The following is a 21,443-nucleotide window of genomic DNA, read 5'->3' on the forward strand; positions in this document are numbered from 1 at the left end:
GCGACGGCTCTGTCACCGGCTCCGAGCCGGCCTGAGGGATCAGGCCGGGACCTTTTCGCGGCTGCGTGTGGGCGCCGGCGGGGCCTCGGGACCGCTGGGCGCCTGCCTGCGGCGCGCGACCAGCGCGAGGACCACTCCCAGGAGCCCCAGGCCGGTCAGGATCCACTGCGGCCAGCCGCCGAGTGTGGTGGCCAGAGTATGGGCGTCGCGGACCGGAACCGAGGCGACATACACGTCCGGCACGAACTGTGACGACTTGTGCTCGACCGTGCCGTCCGGCCGGACCACCCCGGAGATGCCGCTGGTGGACGCGATCAGCACGGTCCGGCCGGTCTCGATCGCGCGCATCCGGGTGATCGCGAACTGCTGCTCGGGCTGCCCGGTCCCGCCGTACGTCGCGTTGTTGGTCTGCACCACGAGGATCTGGGCGTCGCGCTTCATCACGTCCCGGACGACGTCGTCGTACGCGACCTCGAAGCAGATCACGTCGCCGTACGTCACTCCCCCGATCGGGAGTACGCCGGGCGTCGTCCCGGGCGCGGTCTGCCGGCCGACCATCTCCAGCCGCTTGATGTAGGGCAGCAACTGCTCGCGGAACGGGATGTACTCACCGAACGGCACCGGGTGCCGCTTCGCGTAGACCTGGCCGGGCCCGGTCTCCGGGTCCCAGACGACGCCGGTGGTCTGCCGCTCGTTCGGGCCGGGGCCTTCGAGGACGGCGCCGACCAGGATCGGGACGCCGACGGCCTCGACCGCCTGCTCGATGTCGGCCCGGGTCTCGGCGTCCTTGAACGGGTCGATGTCGGTCGAGTTCTCCGGCCAGATGACGATGTCCGGCTTGTCCTCCGAGCCCTCCTGGACCCGCTTCTGCAGGTCGAGGGTCGCGTTCAGGTGGTTCCGGGTGACGGTCCGGGCGCGGCCGAGGAACTCCAGCCCCTTGCCGGGCACGTTGCCCTGCACCATGGCCGCGTTCACGACCTTGCCGTTGCCCTCGGTCGACAGGTCGATCAGCGCGCTGCCGCCGACGATCGCGATGCCGGCGGCCACCGCGACGATCCGGATCCGGAGCGCGCTCTTCGGCCGCAGGACGGCGTACACGAGCACGCCGATCAGGGCGACGGCGAAGCTCAGGCCGGGGATGCCGACCAGGGAGGCCAGCTTGCCCAGCGGCGAGTCGGAGAACGCCCAGGCCAGCCGGCCCCACGGGAAGCCGCCGAACGGGACCGAGGCGGTCGCGAACTCGGTCGCCACCCACAGGCTCGGGATCCACAGCGGCCACCACTTCAGCTTGAGCACCTGCGGAGCGAAGGCGCCGAAGACCGCGTAGAACAGGCCCTCGAGGATCGCCAGCGCGATCGCGGCGTCGCCGCCGATCACGCTCAGCCACGGGACCAGGACCAGGTAGTAGGTGATGCCGAAGCCGGCGCCGATCAGGAACCCGCCCTTGGCCGAGGCGCCGGTGAGCGCGGCCAGGAACAGCGGTACGGCGACGATCGTCAGCCAAGGGAAGTCGTGCGGTTCGAAGGCGAAGCCGAGCAGCGCGCCCGCCACGACGGCGACCGCCACCCGCGGCAGGAGGCGTCCCAGAGCCTTCAACCGGTCCACGCGGCACCCCTTGTCCTCACTGTTCCCGGCGGACGCCGGTCGCACGACCGTACAACGTCCCGGACACGCAAATGTATCCGGTCAGTAGCCATTCGGCACCGATCGCGGAAAGTGAAGGAGAATCGACTGAGAGCGAGGAAGTGAATCGGCCTCAGCCGTTGGTCCCCGGACAACTCCTCGACAAAGAGGAAAGAGGCTCGGCGTGCCTTCGGACCAACCGTCGATGCGCTGGCTGCGAACCGTCCGGCTGTTGTCTACTGGCCGCCGAGCCTCTTCCACCTCTGCCCCGCGGGGGGCTAACCGCCGGCGATCTCAGCCCCCGTCGACTCAAGCCTGGCACTGGCCTGGTCAGCGTCGCGGGATCATCCGGTGGCCGAACTTCGTGTGACCGTTGATAAAACGGGATATGACGACTCCCAAAACGATGCTCGCTGACGGCGATGGTGTCAACCTCTCCACCGGCTCCTTGAGGCCGTTGTAACACTTTCGCCTGCCCTACCTGGAAAAACGAGCACGGCCGGCCGGAGTCACGTTACAGAGCCGTCTCGGCACTCCACGTGATCGTTACCGAGGGCAACTAATCGTCACGCGACCGGTACGACGACGGTCCCGGTTGCGCGCGTGATCACAAGCGGTTCGGCCAGCACCTCGGCGGCCGACTCGGACCGGTCCGGCCGGCCCCGGCAGACCACGGCCGCGGTGAACCCGAGCTCCCGGCTGCGGTTGCCGACCCGCGTGATCGTCGCCGTCACCTCCACCACGTCACCGGCCCGCAACGGCTGCATGAACTGCACGTCGGAGTACGACGCGAACAGGCCCTCGTCACCGTCGGCCTGGATGCACACCTCGGTCGCGACGTCGCCGAACAGGCCGAGCACGTACGCGCCGTCGACCAGGTTCCCGGCGTAGTGCGCGTGGCTGTACGGCACGTACCGCCGGTGCGTCACCGTCAGCCCGACAGTTGCCTTCGACACCTATGCGCTCCTCTTGCTCGGCGTGTGTGTCCGTCTCGTCACGAGTGCGTCCACCAGATAGCTGGCCACCTCACCCGGGGTGGTGCCGCGGCCGAAGACCCGGTCGACGCCGAGTTCGCCGGCCATCTGCTCGGTGAAACGGGGGCCGCCGGCAACCAGGACCGGCCGGGCGTCCTCGGCGTACGCCTCCCGGAACGCGGCCGACATCTCCTTGGTATTCAGCACGTGCGCCTCCCGCTGGGTCACCACCTGCGACACCAGGATCGCGTCCGCCTTCTCCGCCTTCGCCCGCCGGACCAGCTCGGGTACGGCGACCTGGGCGCCGAGGTTGACCACCTTGAGCTCCCGGTAGTACTCCAGGCCCTTCTCCCCCGCGAACCCCTTGATGTTCATGATCGCGTCGATGCCGACCGTGTGCGCGTCGGTGCCGATGCAGGCGCCGACGACGGTCAGCCGGCGGCGCAGGGTCTTGCGGATCGCGAGGTTGACCTCCTTCGGCGACAGCAGCGGGTAGTCGCGCTCGACCACCTCGACCTTGCTGGTGTCGACCAGGTGGTTCACCGGGCCGTAGACCACGAAGAAGGTGAAGTCCGGCCCCATCGCCTTCGCGTGCACGACCAGGGCCGGGTCCATGCCCATCTTGTTGGCCAGCTGGACCGCGGCACCCTCGGCCCGCTTGTCGTGCGGGATCGGCAACGTGAACGACAGCTGCACCATGCCGTCGCCCGTCGTGTCGCCGTACGGCCGGATGATGCTCATCGCGTGCCCTCCTCGAGCAACTCGATCGCCGGGTTGTAGTACTCCGGCGAGCGCTTGGCGACGCCGTCGAGGCCGCGGCCGGCGTCCTGGGGACGCCTCATCAGGCCGAAGGTGCCGTCGCCGATAGCGTTCAGCAGACCGTCGTCGACGATCTCGTCGAGCAGCTCCACGGACTCGGCCAGCACCTGGCGGGCCCGGCTCGCGATGAAACCGTTCGGCTCCGGCCGGAAGTCCTCGTGCAGGTTGCCGGCGGCCCCCATCACGTAGCGGACGTTCTGCAGGGCGAGGTCGCGGTCGGAGATCCACGGCGTGACCACCGCCTCGGTCATCATTCCGACCAGCAGGATGCCCTGCCCGGTCATCGCCCCGACCAGGTTGAAGAAGCCGTCGAGCAGGTAGCCCCGGAACACGTCACCGGTCATGTGCCGGGTCGGCGGCATCCATTTCAGCGGCGCGTCCGGGAACAGCTGCCGGGCCAGCAGCGCGTGCGCGAGCTCGAGCCGGAACGAGTCCGGCAGGTCCGGGTTGATCTCGAACGCATGCCCGAGGCCGAGCTGCCAGTCCTCGAGCCCGGCCTCCTTGGCGAAGTACTCGTTCAGCAGTTGCGACACGGTCACCGTGTGCGCGGCCTCGACCGCGTCCGCGGTGGTCAGGTAGTTGTCCTCGCCGGTGTTGATGATGATCCCGGCGCGGGCGTGGATCTGCCGGCTGAACCGCTGGTCGACGAAGGTCCGGATCGGGTTGATGTCGCGGAACAGGATCCCGTACATCGAGTCGTTCAGCATCATGTCGAGCCGCTCGAGCCCGGCCAGCGTGGCGATCTCCGGCATGCACAGACCGGACGCGTAGTTGGTCAGCCGGACGTACCGGCCGAGCTCGCGGGACGACTCGTCCAGCGCGGCCCGCATCAGCCGGAAGTTCTCCTGGGTCGCGTACGTGCCCGCGAACCCCTCGCGCGTCGGGCCTTCGGGGACGTAGTCGAGCAGCGACTGCCCGGTGGACCGGATCACCGCGATGATGTCCGCGCCCTCACGCGCGGCCGCCTGCGCCTGCGGGATGTCCTCGTAGATGTCGCCGGTGGCAACGATCAGGTAGATCCACGGCCGCTGCTCGGGATCCCCGTGCCGCTTGATCAGCCGGTCGCGTTCGCGCCGCCGCGCGTCGATCCGCTTCAGCCCGGCTGCCGCGGCCTTCCGCGAGGCGGCCCGGGCGCGGACGGCGTCCCGCCCCTCCGGCACCCGGAAGGTCACCGACCCCGACGCGGCCTTCTGGGCGAGTACGCCGAGATCCTCGGCCTCGCCGCGGACCAGCGCGTCCCACACCGGCAGGGCGAACCCGTGCTCCAGCCCGACATCCGCACGGACCGTGTCCGCGAGCCGGTTCACCCACGGGATGCCCTCGGTGTCCGCGCCGGTCAGCCCGGCCAACCGCAGTACCGCCCGCTCGACCGAGACCGTCGTGTGCTGCCGCGCCAGGTTGACGATCGGCCGCCCGGCCTTCCGCGCCAGGCTGCGGGCCTTCCGGACGGTGACCGGATCAAGGTCGAGCTTCTTCACTGTGACCACTCCTGGGACCATCCTTCAGCTTCGTAGATGACACGACCCCCGACGGCCGTCCGGACGCACGTAGGGATGCCCGCGGTCAGATCCGGAAGCACTGGCACGCCGGCCCGCGGATCCGTCGACCAGGCCGCGACCCGCGAGTCGGGTGTCTGGACGACCAGTTCTGCATCGCTCTCCCAGATCGCGTACCTCGCCGCAGTGCTGGGCGCGAGGACGCCGGCGTCATCGATCCCGGCCGCCCGCCAGCCACCCCGGGTGTGCGCCTGGAACGCGGCCCGGACGGTGATCCGCTCACTCTGCTCGTGGTGGAACGCAGCCGCCCGCACAGCCTCCCAGCCACCGAGCTCCGTCACCGGTGAGTCCGAGCCGAACGCCAGTACGACGCCCGCCCGGGCGAGCGAGCCGAACGGGTTCATGCCCTGCCACCGGTCGCCCACCCGCTCGGCGTACATGTCGTCGGGCCCACCCCAGAGCGCGTCGAACATCGGCTGCACGCTGGCGACGACACCACAGCGGGCCAGGGTCGCGATCGCGTCCGCGCTGGGCATCTCGACGTGCTCGAGCCTGTGCCGCGCGGCCACCAGAGCCTGGACGCCGACCTTCTCGGCCGCGAGCTCGAAACCGCGCGCGATGTTGTCGAGCGCCTGGTCGCCGATGCAGTGGAAACCGGCCTGCACGTTCCGCTCGGTGCACGCGATCACGTGCTCGGCGATCTCCTCGGGCGTGAGGTACGCGTGGCCGCGGTGGTCCGTGCGATCGGCGTACGTCTCGCGCAGCGCCGCCGTCCGGGAGCCCAGTGCACCGTCGGCATTGAGGTCACCGGCGAGACCCGCCAGGCCGTAGGTGTCCACGTGCTCGAAGACTCCCGGCTGACCCCAGTAGAGCGTCGCCGCCAGGCCGAGCTCGTCGGCGGTCTCGCGGACGATCGGCAGCTCCCACAACGGCCCGATGTGCGGTGCGGCCATCTCGTGGAATGCCCCGATGCCCTTGGCCGCCATCGCCTGCAACGCAGCCTTCACGTCGGCGCGTCGCTGGTCCGGACCGATCAGCTCGCTCAACGCGTCCCGAACGGCGTGATGCGCATCGCGCTCGACCCGGCCGGTCGCATCGAGACCGTCGCCTTGGGCAACGGACACCAGCGCGGACGAGATCACGCCGGAATGGCCGTCGACGCGCGACAGGTAGACCCGGCGGCCGTCGGCGGCCCGGTCGAGCTCCTCCGCGGTCGGCGGTCGGCCCTCCGGCCATTTCGTCTCGTCCCAGCCGGCACCGTCGATCACCGCGTCGGCCGGCAGTCGCGCCGCGAACGCCGACAGCTTGTCGAGCGCCTCGGCGAGGGACGTCGTACCGGCGAGATCGAGTCCGGTGAGCAAGGCGCCGGTCTGCGCGGTGTGGACGTGGGCGTCGACGAACGCCGGCGTGACCAGCTTGCCGTCGAGGTCGATCACCTCGTCCGCGCCGTCGGCGTACGACGAGGCACTGGTGTCGTCACCGATCCAGGTGACCACACCGTCGTCGAACGCGATCGCGGTCGCGTGCGGGTCGGCGGGAGAGTAGACGGAACCGTTCGTCAGAAGTGTGCGCACGGCTCAATCCTCCGCCAGCCTGCTCTCGAACAGTTCGCGGACACCCGCCTCGGTGCGCAACAGCTCCAGCGCGTACTCCGCATGGCCGGGCACATACCCGTTGCCGACCAGCATGGTGACGTCCGCGGCCAGGCCCTCGGCACCCAACGCGGCGGCCGAGAACGAGGTCGCCATCGAGAAGAAGATCACCGTGCCGCCGGCCGCCGTCGAGAGGACGGCGCCGTGCTCACACCCGGGTACGTCGACGCACACCACGGTGATGTCCGCCGGTCCCCCGGCCTGCTCGACCGCCTCCGCCAGCGCCACCGGATCGCGCGCATCGGCCAGCGCGACCACGTCGGCGAGCCCTGCTGCGGTGAGCTTCTCGGCCTCGGCCTCGACCGGCACGACGCCGATGGTCCGCGCGGCACCCGCGTGCCGCGCCGCGGCCAGGGACAGCGACCCACTTTTACCTGCGCCGCCAATTACTGACACGACAGGCTTTGTGCCTTTGTCGACATACTCGCGCACCACCCGCGCGGTCAGCGCGGGCGCACCGCAGACGTCCATGACGGCCAGGGAGAGCTCCGGCTGCAGGTCGTCCGGCAGCTTCGCCACGATCGAGCGGGCGAACAGGATCGCGTGGCCCTCCGCCGGCACCTGCTCGCTCCGGCCGTCCCAGCGGGCGAGGCCGTCGGTGATCCGCAGCGGCGTGAGCGTCAGCGAGACCAGGGTGGCGACCCGGTCACCGGGCATGACCCCGAGCGGCGACTCCGGCCCGACCTCGTCGACCACGCCGACGAGCATGCCGCCGGAACCGGTGACCGGGTTCTGCATCTTGCCTCGGGCCTCGACGATGTCGAGCACGGCCCGGCGGACCGCCGTACCGTCGCCGCCGTGCGCCTCGGCCAGTTGGCGGTACGACGCGGCGTCCAAGTTCAGCCGCTCGACCGCGATCCGGACCTCGTCCGGCCAGATCTCCGGACGTGCGTCCAGCTTCTCCGCCGCCTGCGGCAACACGCCGGACGGGGCGATCACGCGGTGCAGTCCTACCGGGTCCGACGACACGGAGCCTCCTTCGGGGTCAGGCAAAATACTACTCAGAACCCGCCGTGACGAGAATTCTTGCGGCGTACTGTTGGATCTGAGGGAAGTTCTATCGCTATCCTCACATCAGACCGTATCGCCCCTGAAGCCCCGGAGGCCTTCGTGACCGACCTCGTCAGCCCGGACCTCGCCGTACCGCAGCCGCGCGACCTCGCCGGCCAGCCGTACGCGTACCAGCGGGTCGAGCTGGTGGAGCCCGACTGGACCCGGATCCCGGGCTGGAAGGACGTCACGGCCGAGGAGTGGCGGTCTGTGCAGTGGCAGCGCGCGCACTGCGTGAAGAACGTCAAGCAGTTGCGCGAGGTGATGGGCGACCTGCTCGAGGAGCGGTTCTACGAGGACCTGACCCGCGACCAGGCCGAGCGGGCGACGATGTCGATGCTGCTCCCGCCGCAGATGCTGAACACGATCGTCCCGCAGGGCGCCCCGAACTACACCGAGGCGTTCTACGCGGACCCGGTCCGCCGCTACATGCTTCCGGTGTTCAGTGACCGCCGTTCGGACTGGCCGTCGCACCCGCACGCCACTCGGGACTCGCTGCACGAGCACGAGATGTGGGCCACGGAGGGGTTGACCCACCGCTACCCGACGAAGGTGCTGGCCGAGGTGCTGCCGACCTGTCCGCAGTACTGCGGTCACTGCACCCGGATGGACCTGGTCGGCAACTCGACGCCGGTGATCGACAAGCTGAAGTTCGTCGCGAAGCCGCAGACCCGGCTCGACGACATGCTCGACTACCTGCGCCGTACGCCGGGAGTCCGCGACGTCGTCGTGTCCGGGGGCGACGTGGCGAACATGCCATGGCCGCGGCTGGAGGCGTTCCTCGCCAGCCTGCTGGAGATCGAGAACATCCGCGACATCCGGCTGGCCACCAAGGCACTGATGGGGATGCCGCAGCACTGGCTGTCGGACGACGTCCGGGCCGGCGTCGAGCGGGTCAGCCGGACGGCTCGCGAGCGCGGCGTGATGATGGCGATCCACACCCACGTGAACGCGGCCCAGTCGGTGACGCCGCTGGTGGCCGAGGCGACGAAGGCGATGTTCGAGGCGGGCATCCGCGACGTCCGCAACCAGGGCGTGCTGATGCGTGGCGTGAACGACTCGGTGCCGCAGTTGCTCGACCTCTGCTTCGCGCTGCTCGACGGTGCGACCATCACGCCGTACTACTTCTACATGTGCGACATGATCCCGTTCTCCGAGCACTGGCGGGTTTCGGTCCGGGACGCACAGCATCTGCAGCACGGGATGCTCGGCTACCTGCCCGGGTTCGCGACCCCGCGGATCGTCTGCGACGTCCCGTACGTCGGCAAGCGGTGGGTGCACCAGCTGTCCGAGTACGACGAGGTCCGCGGCATCTCGTACTGGAAGAAGAACTACCGCACCGGCATCGAGCAACAGGACCCCGAGGCCCTCAACCGCACCTACGAGTACTACGACCCGATCGACACCCTCCCCACCGAGGGCCAGAACTGGTGGAAGCAGCACGCCGGCACCTCCCTCGCCGAAGCCGAAAAACAAGCCGCCACCTCCCGCCAAACCGCCGAATCCCAAAAACTCCTCCCCCTCACCTGATCCCACCTCCGGTGCCACCAATGCAGGGGGCGGCACCGGAGGTGTCGCACGGCAGGCGCTCGACGTGGCCTAAATGGTGCGACCGAGGTAGGCGGCCAGGCGGTCCAGTGCCGGCGCATCCACAGGAACGGTCGTCGCATGGGCGAACGAGCCGCCTTCGGTGCGGGGCAAGGAGTCGTAGATCTCCCGGACGACCGGCAGGGCGCGTTCGGCCAGGTCGTCGACGCCGGTGAACGGTCTGCCGAGGGCGCGGGACAGGTCCCAGCCATGGGCCAGCATCTCGATGAGAAGTTGTTCCACCAGGCGGAAGCCGGGAGCCGGACCGTAGCGCTGGTCGAGCATGCCCGGCCGGCCGAACGCGAGCAGCGTCCGGTCGGCGGCCGTACGGAAGGCTTCGACGTGGTCGTCACCCAGGTGGTCGGCGCCGAAGTCCGAGCGGGGCTCGCCGTTCGCGAGGCCGGCCCAGAGCAGGTTCTCCCAGACCAGGTGGTCGACGAGCGCCCGGACATCCCAGTCAGCACACGGCGTCGGCCGGTCGAAGTCGTTCCGCTCCACCGTCTCCACGAGCCCGCCGACCGCTGTGAGGACTCGCTCACACGCCTCGATGATGCCGTCCGGTCGCCAGGCTTCGTCACCGGCGTCGTACAAGTCGGCGAGCTTCGACTCACGGGCTCTCGGCTCGGGATTCGTGCGCAGGGCCGTCGTGAGCCAGCGCCCCTCGGCCGCGATGCTCGGCCGCACCGGCCAGCCGTTGATCGTGCACACGAGCTGCCAGTAGCGCTCCATCAACCGGTCCGACGCCACCTCGAGCTGCTCCAGCAGGAGTCGCCGGGCTTCGGGGCCGTCGGCCGTCAGCCCTTGGGTCGGCAGCCAGATGGTCACGACCGCCGACACCACAGCGTCGGCCGACGGCGAGTCGGCGGCGAGACCGCCGGTCATCGCCTCGCGCACCGCTGTGAGCCACTCGTCGGTCGTCTGCTCGACCGTCGCGCCGGCGTCCGGACCGGGCCGCTCGTGCTCGGCGGCGTACGACGCGAACCGGCGAAGGGCGGCCCGTGAGGCCGGGTCCCGGACCAGTTCACCCAACTCGATCCACGCATCGATCTGCTCGCCCGTAGGATCCACTGGCAGCTCCGGAGTCGCCGCGAGCAGCGCCTGCCGGTACGCGGGCGCGTCCAGCTCCCCGACCGCGTCGGTCACGAACTCCTGGATCACGGCCCGGCGCTCGGCCGCGGACATCCGCGCCAGGTCGGCGGCCGCCACGAGATCGGCCGCACCCCGCCGTACGACGGAACGCAGTACCGCTTGATGCCAGCGCAGCAGCCGGATCTGCACCTCGAGTACGTCGACGTGCGTCGAGGCGACCTGGGACAACGTGTCCTCGTGGTCCAACACGTCCCGGATCGTCGCGAGCCCTACTCCGAGCTCTCGCAACGTCCGGGCCAGTTCCAGGCGGATCACCGCCCCGTCGTCGTACACCCGGTAGCCGGCCGCGGTCCGTCGTACGGGGTGAACCAGACCACTGTCGGACCAGTGGCGGATCACTTTGACGGTCAGTCCGGTCTTGCGGGCCAGGTCCCCGATACTCCATTCAGGCTGCACGGCCACCACTGTCACGTCTCCCACGATGGGAGGGTCAAGCCGGTCTTCCGAGGAGGCCCGGAAGCTCTGTGAAGGAGGTGATGGTGGGGCCGGGCCAGGTGGGGGCGCTGTCTGAGTGTTCGGTGGTGCGGATGGCGTGGATGCCGAGGGCGGTGGCTCCGGGGAGTTCGCCGTCGTTGCCGTCGCCTAGGAAGTAGCACTCGGTCGGTGGGACACCGAGGGCTTCGCACGCCGTCAGGTAGATCTTGGGTTCGGGCTTGGCCGCGCCCACCTCCGCGGAAAAGGCCGTGGTGTCGAAGTACGGCGGGAGCGGACTCTCGCGCCACTGGAGCTGGGTCTCCGACGTGATGTTGCTGACCAGGCCGATCCGCCAGCCGGCCGACCGCAGCTCGGCCAGCGCAGCCAGGGTCCCGGGCGGGACGGCGTTGAGGAGCCGGCGGGACAGCTCGCGACGCATGGTTGTTGCCTCGTGCACCTGTCCGTCGGTCGGCTCGGCTCCGGTGCGCCGGGCGATGACCCGGAGCGTGTTCGGCAGGTCGCCGTATGCCCCGGTGAAACGCTCGTACGACGCCGCCGCGAACTCCCGCGTGAACGCCTCGGGGTCGACTCCGAGGACCGCGCACATCCGCTGGTTGACCACCTCCCGCTCGGCCTCCCCACCGGGAACGAGCGTGCTGAACAGGTCGACCAACAGGGCTCGGCGCACAGCGCGACCTTATCGGGTACCGACGGACAGGAGGTGGTGGGTTCAGCGCGCCGACCGGGCCGCTGCCTGAGCGTGCGAGTCGTACTGGGCGGCGAGTACCTCCTGTCGTTCCGTCCCCTACAGGGCCGGAGGGCGGCGCTCGTACGGCGTGCTGAGGACGATCGTGGTGGTGGTGGAGACGTTGGCGCGGGCACGGATGACGGCCAGGAGGTTCTCCAAAGCGGCCGGGGAGGCGACCCGGACGACCAGGATGTAGCTGGAGTCGCCTGCGACCGAGTAGCAGGACTCGATCTCGCGGACCTCGCGGAGGCGTTCGGGCGAGTCGTCCGGCTGGGACGGGTCGATCGGGCGGATCGCGATCAGCGCGGTCAGCGGCAAGTCGAGCGCGGTGTGATCGACCGTTGCCGCGTACCCCTGGATGATGCCCCGCTGCTCGAGCCGCTTGACCCGCTGGTGCACCGCCGACGTGGACAGGCCGGTGGCCTTGCCGAGGTCGGTGAAACTCATCCTGCCATCGGTCGCCAGCAGTCCGACGATCTTGCGGTCGAGGTCCTCCACGTGAGTGACCCTACTGCCGTGGCGCCCCGGCATGAAAGCATCACCCCATGGCTGAGACTGCGCAGCGGCTGATGCTGCTCGACACCGCGTCGCTGTACTTCCGCGCGTTCTTCGGGGTGCCGGACACGATGAAGGCGGCCGACGGTACGCCGACCAACGCGATCCGCGGCCTGCTGGACTTCATCGCCCGGCTGACCGAGAACCACCGGCCGACCCACCTGGTCGCCTGCTGGGACGACAACTGGCGGCCGTCGTGGCGGGTCGCGCTGATCCCGTCGTACAAGGCGCAGCGGGTCGAGTTCGTCACCCCGAAGGGCGAGCAGGTCGAGGACGTGCCGGACCGGCTCGAGGTCCAGGTGCCGTACATCCGCGCCTGCCTGGAGGCCCTCGGCATCGCCGTCGTCGGCGCGCCCGACCACGAGGCGGACGACGTCATCGGGACGCTGTCGCACCGGGCGACCATGCCGGTGGACGTCGTCACCGGCGACCGCGACCTGTTCCAGCTGATCGACGACAGCCGCGGGATCCGGGTCGTCTACACCGCCGCCCGCGGCGTCGGCCGGGCCGACGTGTACGACGAGAAGGCGCTGCTCGCCAAGTACGAGGTGCCGGCCAACCGGTACGCCGACTTCGCCACGCTGCGCGGGGACGCCTCCGACGGCCTGCCCGGCGTGAAGGGCGTCGGCGAGAAGACGGCCGCCTCGCTCGTCACGGCGTACGGCGACCTGGACGCGATCCGCGCCGCGGCCGCCGACCCGAGCACGCCGATGGCGGCCGGGGTGAAGCGGAAGATCCTGGACGCGAGCGACTACCTCGACGTCGCGCCGAAGGTGGTCGCGGTCGCCAAGGACGCGCCGGTCGGGCGGTTCGACGCGACCCTGCCGAGCGAGGTCAAGGACCCCGAGCGCTGGCTCGACCTGGTCGAGCTGCTCGAGCTCGGCAGCAGCGCCCAGCGCGTGATGTCCGCCCTCAAGCTCGGCCCGACGGCATGACGCGTACGGTCGAGCTGGCCGAGGGGTTCCGCGACGAGATCGTCACCCTTCGCCGGGCGCTCCACCAGGTCCCGGAGTACGACCTCGCGCTCCCGAAGACGCAGCAGCTGGTCCTGGACGCGCTCGAAGGGCTTCCGCTGGAGATCACGCTCGGCAAGGAGCTCTCGTCGGTGACCGCGGTACTGCGCGGCGGACGCGGACCCGGCCCGGTCGTGCTGCTCCGGGGTGATATGGACGCGCTCCCGGTCACCGAGCGGGTCGACGTACCGTACGTCTCCCAGCATCCCGGGATGATGCATGCCTGCGGCCACGATCTGCACGTCGCCGGCCTCGTCGGCGCGGCGAAGGTGCTGTCCGCGCTGCAGGCCGAGCTGCCCGGTGACGTGGTGTTCATGTTCCAGCCGGGTGAGGAGACCAGCGGCGGCGCGCCGATCATGATCCGCGAGGGTGTGCTCGAGGCCGCCGGTCGCCGCGCGGACGCGGCGTACGGTCTGCACGTCGGGTCCGCTGGCCAGCCGTTGGGAATGTGGAGCAGCAAACCCGGCTCCTTCATGGCGGCGGCCGACCAGTTGCACGTGCGCGTCGTCGGCGAGGGTACGCACGGATCCATCCCGCACCGCGGCAAGGACCCGATCCCGGTCGCGTGCGAGATCGTCGGGGCGCTGCAGACGATGGTCACGCGGCAGTTCGACGTGTTCGACCCGGTCGTGCTGACGGTCGGCCGGATCGCGGGCGGGACGAAGGAGAACATCATCCCGGACGACGTGTTCTTCGACGCGACCGTCCGGACCTTCTCCGAGGAGACCCGCGCGAAGATCCAGCGGTCCTCGGTCCAGCTCGTCGAGTCGCTCGCCGCCGCGCACGGACTGACGGCCGAGGTGACGTACCAGATCGGCTACCCGGTCACGGTCAACAATCCCGATGAGTACCTGTTCGCCCGGGACACGATCGTCGACGTCTTCGGCCCCGACCGCTTCCGTGAGCGCCCGCATCCGAGGTGCGGGGCCGAGGACATGTCCTACGTCCTCAACGAGGTGCCCGGCGTCTACCTGAACATCAGCGCCTGCGCGTCCCACGATCCCGACGCGGCCGCCGACAACCACTCCCCCTTGGCCGCCTTCGACGACTCGATCCTCCCCGACGCCGCGGGTCTGCTCGCCGAGCTCGCCGTACGGCGCCTCGCCCGGGGAGCCGCCTGACTCAGCGACCCTGGCCCCGTCAGCGGACACCGGCCCCGTCAGCGGACACCGGCCCCGTCAGCGGCCGAGGCCGGCGTCGCGGGCTCGGATGATGGCTTCGGCGCGGTCGGCGACGTGGAGTTTGGCGAAGATGTTGGACACGTTGTTGCGGACGGTCTTCGGCGACAGGAAGAGCTCGGACGCGATCTGCGCGTTGGAACGCCCGGCCGCCACCAGAGCGAGAATCTCGTGCTCGCGGGCCGTGAGCTGCGGAAACGCGCTGCCCGCACTCACCGTTGGCGTCGTGGCGAAGAACTCGGCCACGCGGCGGGCGATCACCGGCCCGAAGATCGCCTCACCCTCGGCGACCGCGGTGATCGCCCGGACGATCTCGGCCTGGTTCGCGCCCTTCAGCAGATAGCCGCGCGCCCCGGCCCGCATCGCCGCGAACAGCGTCTGGTCCTCCTCGGCCATGGTCAGTACGACGACGCCGATGTGCGGACTGTCCGCGGTGATCGCCCGGGTCGCCTCGATCCCGTCCAGCCGCGGCATCTGCACGTCCATCACCACGACGTCGGGCTGCAACTCGCGCGCGCCGTCCACGGCCTCCACCCCGTCGGCCGCCGTACCGACGACCTCGACGCCGTTGAGCGAGCCGAGCAGCGCGGCCAGTCCGTCGCGGTAGACCGGATGGTCGTCGGCCAGCAGCACTCGCACGGTCTCACCCATGAACAACCTCCGGTACAGCGTCCAGCGGCAACCTCACGCGGACGACGGTGCCCCCGTCCGCCGGGCAGGTAACACTGCAGACTCCCCCGAGCTCGGCGGCCCGCTCCCGCACCGACAGCATGCCCACGCCCGCCGTCACCTCCTCGCCGATCCCGATCCCGTCGTCGCGCACCGACAGGTCGAGCGCCGTCGCATCCACCGCCAAGGTGATGTCGCACCGGCTGGCCTCGGCGTGCCGGGCGACGTTCGTGAGCGCCTCCGACGCGATCCGGTACGCCGCCACCTCGACGCCGGCCGGCAACGGGCCGATCGCGTCGGCCTCGACCGACACCGCCAGCCCGCCCAGGCGGAACCGTTCCGCCTGCTGCTCGATCGCCCGTACCAGTCCGAGTTCGTCCAGCGCGGGCGGCCGGAGGTCGTGGACCAGTCGCCGTACGTCGGCCAGCGCGGCCGCGACCTCAGTGGTCGCCTGCTCGAGCATGCGGTCGGACTCGGCCGGGTTCGACTTCGCCAGGTTCCGCGCAGTCTCGATCCGTAGTGCGACCGCGCCGAGACTCGGCCCGAGGCTGTCGTGCAGGTCCCGGCGGATCCGGCGGCGTTCCTCCTCGCGGGCCGCGACCAATCGGCTCCGGCCCTGCTGCAGCTCCGCGCTCAGCTCACTCGCCCGGGCGGCCGCGGCTGCCTGCCGAACCAGGTCGCCCAGCAACCGCTGATCCCGCTCGGACAGCGCCGTACCGTCACCAGGGCTGAACACCAGCCGCCCGACCGATTCACCGCGATAACCGACCGGCAGCGCGTGGGTCGGAGCCGACTCCCGGCCGTGCTCGACGATCGCGAGCTGCCCGCCGGGGCGCTCGATCTCCACGCGTACGTACGGCAGCCGGAACGCGTCGGCCAGCGTGCGAGCGACCGCGCGCAGTTGCTCGTCCGGATCCGCGGCCGACTCGAGCCGTTCGGCCAGCGTGGACATCGTGGCGTACGGGTCCTCACGCGAGCCGCGGACGACGCGCCGTACCCAACGCCAGAGCCGGCTGCGCAGCGGGGCGTAGACCACGGCGACGACCGCGATCGCGACCAGCGCGGCGTCCCGCTCGCCGAGCACGCCGCCCGCGATCGCGAACACGGCCAGGTCGACCCCGACCACGAGGACCGCGAGGACGCCGTACAGGAAGGTGGCCGAGAGCAACCGGTCGACGTCGTACAGGCGGTGCTTGGTGACGGCGACCACGATCGCCGCCGAGGTGAGCGCGATCGCCAGGCCGAACAGGATCGCCGGCACCGCGGGCGGGTTCTCCAACGGGACGATCAGCACGAGCATGGCGACCAGCGCGGCCCACATCAGCCAGCGGATCTGCGCCCGCCGCTCCCGCGTCGCCGCCCGGTAGCGGTGCACGGTGACGGCGAACGGTACGACGAGGCTCACCAGGACGGCCGTGTAGGCGACCCGGAGGACCGGCTCCCAGACGCCGTACGGCAGGTCGATGCCGAACGGGTCGAGCGACAATCGCGCGATCTCCGGCGGGAGCGAGGCGTTGTGGTAGCGCTGCATCACGTCGAGCGGCGCGACCAACAGCAGGAGCGGGAGCAGCACGGTGAGCGCCAGGCTGACGATCGACAGCCACCGCCAGAGCCGCGCGGTCGGCAGCCTCCCGTCCGGGAAGAGCAGGATCAGCAGCGGCAACCCGAGCAGCAGGAACGCGCCGAAGCGGGAGTAGAACCAGTACGCCGCCGACGCGCCGGGGAGCCCTGGTGACGTGTAGATCGCGTACGTCGCCCAGCTCGACGCGAACCCGTCGACGATCCACAGCAACCCGGATCCGGTCAGGATCCACGCGATCGGGTGCCGCGGCAGGCGCTGGAGGAGCAGGAGGCCCGGGACCAGCTGCGCGAGCCCTGAGAGTGCGGCCGTCCAGCCGGCGTCGAGCTCGGCCGCCTCCGGAACGTCGGTGCCGTTTCGGAGGTCCAGGACCACCGTGACCGCGACCAGCAGGAGCGCGGCTGCCCCGAGTGCAGCCGGCCCCCATCCCCTTCGCGTGTCCTCCCCCACGGCTGCATTGTCACCCAGAGTGTGTCCCGCCGTCGCGGGTCAGGTGTCCCGTCTCGACTCGGGACATCGCGGAGGACCGCAGCACCTGCCGCCCGGGACGCCCACTCCCGGACAGTCGTTGCCATGACAACCTCAGGGGGAGGAACCGCAATGACTACGACACCTGCCAGAGTTCGCACCGACGTCGCGCCGACGCTGCACACCGCGACCGGGCCGGCAGAAAGCACCATCCGGCGACTGGGTCTCGGACTGACCGCGGGCACGCTGGCGTGGGCGGCGAGCATCTTCGCCTTCAGCACCGTGAACGACGGCGTGCCGGAGCGGGTCGGGGACCTGACCGGGCTCGCGTTCCAGCTCGGCGTGTTCTGCCTGCTGGCGATCCAGTTCCGCACCCGGGCGACCGGGCTGAGCCGCGGATCCGTCGTACTGCTGAAGGTCGAGGCCGTGATCCTCGGGATCGCGAGCGTGTGGTCGCTGCTGCACGGCGTCCTGCCGTCGCCGCACCAGGACGCGGCCTGGCTGGTCCCGCTGGACATCTGCTGGCCGCTGTCGATGCTCGGCATGGCCGTGATCTCGGTCAAGCTCGCCTTCGCCGGCCGCTGGCGCGGCATCCTGCGCTGGTGGCCCCTGATCGCCGAGAGCTGGGCCGTCGTCACCGTCCCGTCCATGATCATCTTCGGCGACCAGGCCTCCCGCTGGGTAGGCGGCACCCACCTACTCCTCGGCTACGCCACCCTCGGCGTACTCCTGGCCCTCAAACCCCACCTGACCCACCCGAAGAACTGAACCCGCTGAGGGCGTCATCCACACCGGATGGCGCCCTCAGCTCAGCGCTGCCTCGAGCCAGGACATGAAGGCGCTGTAGTCGGCGCTGACCGACATGACGATCTCCGTGCCGTCATCGCCGCGACTCATCCGCGCCAACGGATCGAGTACGACGCGTTCGCGAGCGAACCGGATTCCTGGCCAGAGCATGGCGGCCGCGAGGGTGAGGCCATCGTGCTGCATGGAGCCGGGGAGGCGTTCCATCCAGCGATCGAAATGCGCAACCAGCACACTCGCCCACGGCGGCGCGCCCTGTTCGGACCAGCGCTTGTAGATCGGTGAGTCGGCCGTGATCTCCATCGCCGGGTTGAAGGTGACGTCGGACACGACGAGCGTCGGCAGACCGCGCTCGAGCACCGGCAGCATCCGGATCACGGCCTGCGGATCCATCCGGAAGTTGTGTTCGGCACGCGACGGGTCCCGGTACACGATCGCACCGCCCATCTGCGTCACGACCATCCGGTCAACGAGCTCGGGTCGCGCCGCGTGCAGCGCCGCGAGGTTCGACAGTGGTCCCATCCCCACCCAGCGGACCGGACCCGACGTCGACGCGCACACGGTCTCGATCGCCTGGACGACATCGGCGCCCTGGCGTGGTAGGTCGTCCGGGAACAGGCCGTCGACGCAGTACAGCCGGCTGTTCCCGAGATCGGAGCCGGCGACCACCGGCACCTCCGGCCGGCCCGCCAGATCGAGCAGGTAGCGGACGAAGCGCGCCCGCTCACCGCCGTACTCGTCGCTCGTGATCACCAGCGCGAGCTCCGGCACCTTCCGCGCCGCGACCACGACGGCAACCGTGTCGTCGGGATCGCCACCGATGTCGGTGTCGATGATCATCGGCGCACGCGTGATCGCCGCGCGCCCCGCAGCCGGGGGCAAACCGCCCGCCTTCAGCGAGTCGGCCTGCTCCCCGAACTCCTCAAAGCTCTCGCCCATCCCGACGAGAGCCACCCAGTCCCCACCGGGATCCTCGCCCCGCCCACTGCCGCCCATCCGCACCTCCACCTACCTGCACCGAGCCGAGAATATTCTGAACGAACACTCGTTTGTCGTCGTCGCCGCCACAGCGGTCGTAGGCAGCCCAGATCGCAGCGCTCTCACGGGGCGTCACCTGCGCGGTGATCAGTGCGCGATCGAGCTGCTCCACGTGCTGCTTGTCAGTTCTATGGACGAAGGAGTCGAGAAACTCCTTCAGCCGCGGATCCGTCTCTCCGCCGGCGATCCATGCCCGGATCTCGGCCCGGTACCGCCGGGCCCCGGACTCCAGCCACGGTCGGTACTCGGCGCCCGCGTCCCGCAGCGCCGCCGCGTCCCGCGCGCAGTCCGCGACGGCAAGCAGATTCACCACCTTCACGCCCTCGCGCACCCGCAGCCCCTCCAGCCGTGGAGAGATCCGCCCTCGACTGAGACCGGTCAACAGAGCGGGCTCGTTGCGCTGACCGGTCTGCGCCGGCCCGTCGGCGCCGATTCGCACCGGAGTCGTCATCGGGCCGTCGAGCAACTCCTCGACACTGTTGATCGCGAGCTGGTGCGCGAAGGTCTTCGACTCGTCGTCAGGGAGGACGTAGAAGGGTCGCCCCTGCCGGGACTGGGAGGCGGGGAGATGAACCTCGTAGCCCTTCTTGCTGCCGGGATGCGGATCGTACGGCGACTCGCCGTGGAACGCGTACCGACCAGTCAAGGTGGTCTCCGGGTAGACGGCCGACAGAAGCTCCTGCACCGTTCCCTTGAAGCTCGTGTCGAACACGGTGACCCTGCTCCCCGGCCTGCCTACCGGCACCCGGTGCGCCTGCAGGTAGTCGCTGAGCACCCTGAACCCACCGACGGTGTCCGCCGGGTCCACCCGGGAGGCAACCCGCCGAAAGCCATGGACCTGAGGAAATTCCAGGCCGAGGTGGCTCTCCAGATCTTGCAAGGCGTTCTCGACCAGCGCACGCGACAGCACGACGTTCGAGACGTGGCGGCGGACGAACCGGCGGTCCAGCCCGGCCATCGCGATGGCGAGGCTGTGACCGTCGCGTCCGAGGGCGACGACGCGGTCCGTACGGCGCGAGCCGACGTCCTCCCGAAGGTCCGCGAGCATGTCGTCGGCGATCCTCACCATCAGCGGCGCCGGGAACTCGTACGCCACCAGGTACGCGTCCCGCAAGGTCCGGAGGTTCGCCGGGTCCGCGATTCCCAACTTCGCGGCAACCCGGTGGGCAGCGGCAGCGCTGCGGTGGTGGGCGGTTCCTGCCGGGTCGGTCGCCATGGCTCAAGTAATTCATAGTCGGCGACGACGCGTCGGGAGTTATCCACATGGATGATGTGCTTGCCGGCCGGGTGACCCAGTTATCCACCGTCACCCCGAGCGGGGTTGACTTTTGCCTGATCTGTCTTTGGCCGGCGAGCTGCACGCACCGGCCGGACGGAACGTGACCTGATAGGAGCCTGTCTCAGAGGCCCGTCCATGTGCTGTCCGCCCAGCCGGCGGTGCGTGCCGTCCGTACCGGTTCGCAGATGGAAAGGACGGCTGTCTCTACGATGACAGACCCGATCAGCACTACCCACTTCGCCGTCACCGACATCGCGGGGCCAGGTCAGGTTGTCGGCGGGGTCGACACCCACCTGGATACCCACACCGCGGCGTGTGTGGATCATCTCGGCCGGCTGCTGGCCCATGCCCAGTTCCCGGCCACCACCGCCGGAGAGAAGCGGCTGCTGGCCTGGTTGGGCGGCCATGGCGAGCTAGCTGCGGTGGGGGTGGAGGGCACCGGCAGCTACGGCGCCTCACTGGCGCGGCTGCTGACCGCCGAACACGTGCAGGTGGTGGAGGTGTCGCGGCCGAACCGGCAGACCCGCCGCCAGCGCGGCAAGTCCGACCCGATCGACGCCGAGGCCGCGGCCCGCGCGGTCTTGGCCGGCACCGCGACCGGCGCGCCGAAGACCCGCACCGGTGTGGTGGAATCCATCCGCGTCCTGCGGGCCACGCGCTCCGGCGCGGTCAAGGCCAGAACCGCCGCGACCAACACGCTCAAGCACCTGGTCGTCACCGCCCCCGAGCCGCTGCGCAGCCAACTCGCCAGCCTGCCCACCGACCAACTCCTCGAGCACGCCATCGCGCTCCGCCCGGCGACCGATCCGGCCGACCCGGTCCAGGCCACCAAGACCGCACTGCGCCGCCTCGCCCGCCGCTGCCAGCACCTCACCGAGGAAATCACCGACGCCGACACCCAACTCCGCGCCCTGACCCGCCACACCGCACCCGCGCTGCTCGAGCGCTGCGGCGTCGGCCCCGAAACCGCCGGCCAGCTGCTGACCACCGCCGGCGACAACCCCCACCGCCTCCACAGCAACGCCGCCTTCGCCGCGCTCTGCGGAACCTCCCCCGTTGCCGTCGCCTCCGGCCGCACCCACCGCGTCCGCCTCAACCGCGGCGGCGACCGCCACGCCAACTCAGCCCTGCACACCATCGTCTTGGTCCGCATGCGCCACCACGAACCCACCCGCGCCTACGTCACCCGACGACGCGCCGAAGGCAAAACCACCAAAGAAATCATGCGCTGTCTCAAACGCGCCCTGTGCCGAGAACTCCTACCCCTCATCACCCAAGCCCTCACCCCGAACTTGACACCCGGCGCTCTATAGGAGCATCAGGGGCGCCACCGGTGGGTGGCGCCCCT

18 protein-coding genes are annotated in these 21,443 nt (G+C 70.2%); 5 read left to right on the forward strand and 13 right to left on the reverse strand.

Going from position 1 to position 21,443, the window contains the following annotated elements:
• Positions 1-39 precede the first annotated feature (39 nt).
• The 6 genes from lnt to ACQPYZ_RS18570 form a co-directional block, all read right to left on the reverse strand.
• A complete protein-coding gene (gene lnt, locus ACQPYZ_RS18545) occupies positions 40-1,605 on the reverse strand; it encodes an apolipoprotein N-acyltransferase (protein ID WP_433157266.1) in 1,566 nt (521 codons plus the stop codon).
• A 584-nt stretch (positions 1,606-2,189) separates the two neighbouring features.
• Complete coding sequence (locus tag ACQPYZ_RS18550) at positions 2,190-2,579, reverse strand: hotdog domain-containing protein (RefSeq protein WP_433157269.1); 390 nt, start codon at positions 2,577-2,579, stop codon at positions 2,190-2,192.
• Positions 2,580-3,338, reverse strand: a complete 759-nt coding sequence (locus tag ACQPYZ_RS18555; protein WP_433157272.1) for an OAM dimerization domain-containing protein — start codon at positions 3,336-3,338, stop codon at positions 2,580-2,582.
• Positions 3,335-4,894: a lysine 5,6-aminomutase subunit alpha gene (locus tag ACQPYZ_RS18560; protein WP_433157275.1), complete on the reverse strand. Its 1,560-nt coding sequence runs from the start codon at positions 4,892-4,894 to the stop codon at positions 3,335-3,337. The genes ACQPYZ_RS18555 and ACQPYZ_RS18560 overlap by 4 nt, the downstream gene beginning before the upstream one ends.
• Positions 4,891-6,486, reverse strand: coding sequence for an amidohydrolase (locus ACQPYZ_RS18565; protein ID WP_433157277.1), 1,596 nt, complete (start codon positions 6,484-6,486; stop codon positions 4,891-4,893). Before ACQPYZ_RS18565 ends, ACQPYZ_RS18560 begins: the two co-directional genes overlap by 4 nt.
• Positions 6,487-6,489: 3 nt before the next feature.
• Positions 6,490-7,533, reverse strand: coding sequence for an L-erythro-3,5-diaminohexanoate dehydrogenase (locus ACQPYZ_RS18570; RefSeq protein ID WP_433157279.1), 1,044 nt, complete (start codon positions 7,531-7,533; stop codon positions 6,490-6,492).
• A gap of 141 nt (positions 7,534-7,674) precedes the next feature.
• Here ACQPYZ_RS18570 and ACQPYZ_RS18575 point away from each other — a divergent pair, with 141 nt between their 5' ends.
• Positions 7,675-9,144, forward strand: a complete 1,470-nt coding sequence (locus tag ACQPYZ_RS18575) for a KamA family radical SAM protein (protein ID WP_433157282.1) — start codon at positions 7,675-7,677, stop codon at positions 9,142-9,144.
• A 69-nt stretch (positions 9,145-9,213) separates the two neighbouring features.
• On the opposite strand, the gene ACQPYZ_RS18580 is transcribed toward ACQPYZ_RS18575, so the two are convergent.
• The 3 genes from ACQPYZ_RS18580 to ACQPYZ_RS18590 all read right to left on the reverse strand — a co-directional run bounded on the left by ACQPYZ_RS18580 (position 9,214) and on the right by ACQPYZ_RS18590 (position 12,010).
• The gene (locus ACQPYZ_RS18580) at positions 9,214-10,770 is read right to left on the reverse strand and encodes a TIGR03086 family metal-binding protein (protein WP_433157285.1); all 1,557 of its coding nucleotides are present in this window, start codon (positions 10,768-10,770) and stop codon (positions 9,214-9,216) included.
• A gap of 10 nt (positions 10,771-10,780) precedes the next feature.
• Positions 10,781-11,452, reverse strand: a complete 672-nt coding sequence (locus ACQPYZ_RS18585; RefSeq protein ID WP_433157288.1) for an HAD family hydrolase — start codon at positions 11,450-11,452, stop codon at positions 10,781-10,783.
• A gap of 117 nt (positions 11,453-11,569) precedes the next feature.
• Positions 11,570-12,010 carry an Lrp/AsnC family transcriptional regulator gene (locus ACQPYZ_RS18590; protein ID WP_433157291.1) on the reverse strand — a complete coding sequence of 147 codons (441 nt, stop codon included), beginning with the start codon at positions 12,008-12,010 and terminating at the stop codon, positions 11,570-11,572.
• 71 nt (positions 12,011-12,081) lie between these two features.
• Between ACQPYZ_RS18590 and ACQPYZ_RS18595 the strand changes: the two genes are divergently transcribed.
• Positions 12,082-13,002, forward strand: coding sequence for a 5'-3' exonuclease (locus ACQPYZ_RS18595; protein WP_433169712.1), 921 nt, complete (start codon positions 12,082-12,084; stop codon positions 13,000-13,002).
• On the forward strand, positions 12,999-14,201 hold the full coding sequence (locus ACQPYZ_RS18600; RefSeq protein WP_433157293.1) for a M20 metallopeptidase family protein: 1,203 nt from the start codon (positions 12,999-13,001) through the stop codon (positions 14,199-14,201). The genes ACQPYZ_RS18595 and ACQPYZ_RS18600 overlap by 4 nt, the downstream gene beginning before the upstream one ends.
• Positions 14,202-14,258: 57 nt before the next feature.
• Here ACQPYZ_RS18600 and ACQPYZ_RS18605 read toward each other — a convergent pair whose 3' ends face one another.
• Together ACQPYZ_RS18605 and ACQPYZ_RS18610 are read right to left on the reverse strand one after the other, a co-directional pair.
• Positions 14,259-14,909 (reverse strand): response regulator, encoded by a 651-nt coding sequence (locus ACQPYZ_RS18605; protein WP_433157295.1) that lies wholly within the window; start codon positions 14,907-14,909, stop codon positions 14,259-14,261.
• Entirely contained in the window at positions 14,902-16,956 is a 2,055-nt protein-coding gene (locus ACQPYZ_RS18610) for a histidine kinase (RefSeq protein WP_433157297.1), read from the reverse strand. The genes ACQPYZ_RS18605 and ACQPYZ_RS18610 overlap by 8 nt, the downstream gene beginning before the upstream one ends.
• A 150-nt stretch (positions 16,957-17,106) precedes the next feature.
• Here ACQPYZ_RS18610 and ACQPYZ_RS18615 point away from each other — a divergent pair, with 150 nt between their 5' ends.
• Positions 17,107-17,742, forward strand: a complete 636-nt coding sequence (locus ACQPYZ_RS18615; protein ID WP_433157299.1) for a hypothetical protein — start codon at positions 17,107-17,109, stop codon at positions 17,740-17,742.
• A gap of 36 nt (positions 17,743-17,778) precedes the next feature.
• Here the strand turns inward: ACQPYZ_RS18615 and ACQPYZ_RS18620 are convergent, their stop codons facing one another.
• Complete coding sequence (locus ACQPYZ_RS18620; protein ID WP_433157302.1) at positions 17,779-18,717, reverse strand: nucleoside hydrolase; 939 nt, start codon at positions 18,715-18,717, stop codon at positions 17,779-17,781.
• Positions 18,701-20,032 carry a hypothetical protein gene (locus tag ACQPYZ_RS18625; RefSeq protein WP_433157305.1) on the reverse strand — a complete coding sequence of 444 codons (1,332 nt, stop codon included), beginning with the start codon at positions 20,030-20,032 and terminating at the stop codon, positions 18,701-18,703. The genes ACQPYZ_RS18620 and ACQPYZ_RS18625 overlap by 17 nt, the downstream gene beginning before the upstream one ends.
• A gap of 200 nt (positions 20,033-20,232) precedes the next feature.
• On the opposite strand from ACQPYZ_RS18625, the gene ACQPYZ_RS18630 reads away from it, so the two are divergent.
• Positions 20,233-21,408, forward strand: coding sequence for an IS110 family transposase (locus ACQPYZ_RS18630; protein WP_433157307.1), 1,176 nt, complete (start codon positions 20,233-20,235; stop codon positions 21,406-21,408).
• The last annotated feature ends 35 nt before the right edge of the window (positions 21,409-21,443 follow it).

This window comes from Kribbella sp. CA-247076 (assembly GCF_050942445.1).
Taxonomy (GTDB): domain Bacteria; phylum Actinomycetota; class Actinomycetes; order Propionibacteriales; family Kribbellaceae; genus Kribbella.

What these genes read in the sequence shown, in the direction of transcription:
- ACQPYZ_RS18555 (WP_433157272.1), bottom strand. Translation starts at nt 3,338, where the DNA reads ATGAGCATCATCCGGCCGTACGGCGACACGACGGGCGACGGCATGGTG.
- ACQPYZ_RS18595 (WP_433169712.1), top strand. Translation starts at nt 12,082, where the DNA reads ATGCTGCTCGACACCGCGTCGCTGTACTTCCGCGCGTTCTTCGGGGTG.
- ACQPYZ_RS18600 (WP_433157293.1), top strand. Translation starts at nt 12,999, where the DNA reads ATGACGCGTACGGTCGAGCTGGCCGAGGGGTTCCGCGACGAGATCGTC.
- ACQPYZ_RS18605 (WP_433157295.1), bottom strand. Translation starts at nt 14,909, where the DNA reads ATGGGTGAGACCGTGCGAGTGCTGCTGGCCGACGACCATCCGGTCTAC.
- ACQPYZ_RS18615 (WP_433157299.1), top strand. Translation starts at nt 17,107, where the DNA reads ATGACTACGACACCTGCCAGAGTTCGCACCGACGTCGCGCCGACGCTG.
- ACQPYZ_RS18620 (WP_433157302.1), bottom strand. Translation starts at nt 18,717, where the DNA reads ATGGGCGAGAGCTTTGAGGAGTTCGGGGAGCAGGCCGACTCGCTGAAG.
- ACQPYZ_RS18625 (WP_433157305.1), bottom strand. Translation starts at nt 20,032, where the DNA reads ATGGCGACCGACCCGGCAGGAACCGCCCACCACCGCAGCGCTGCCGCT.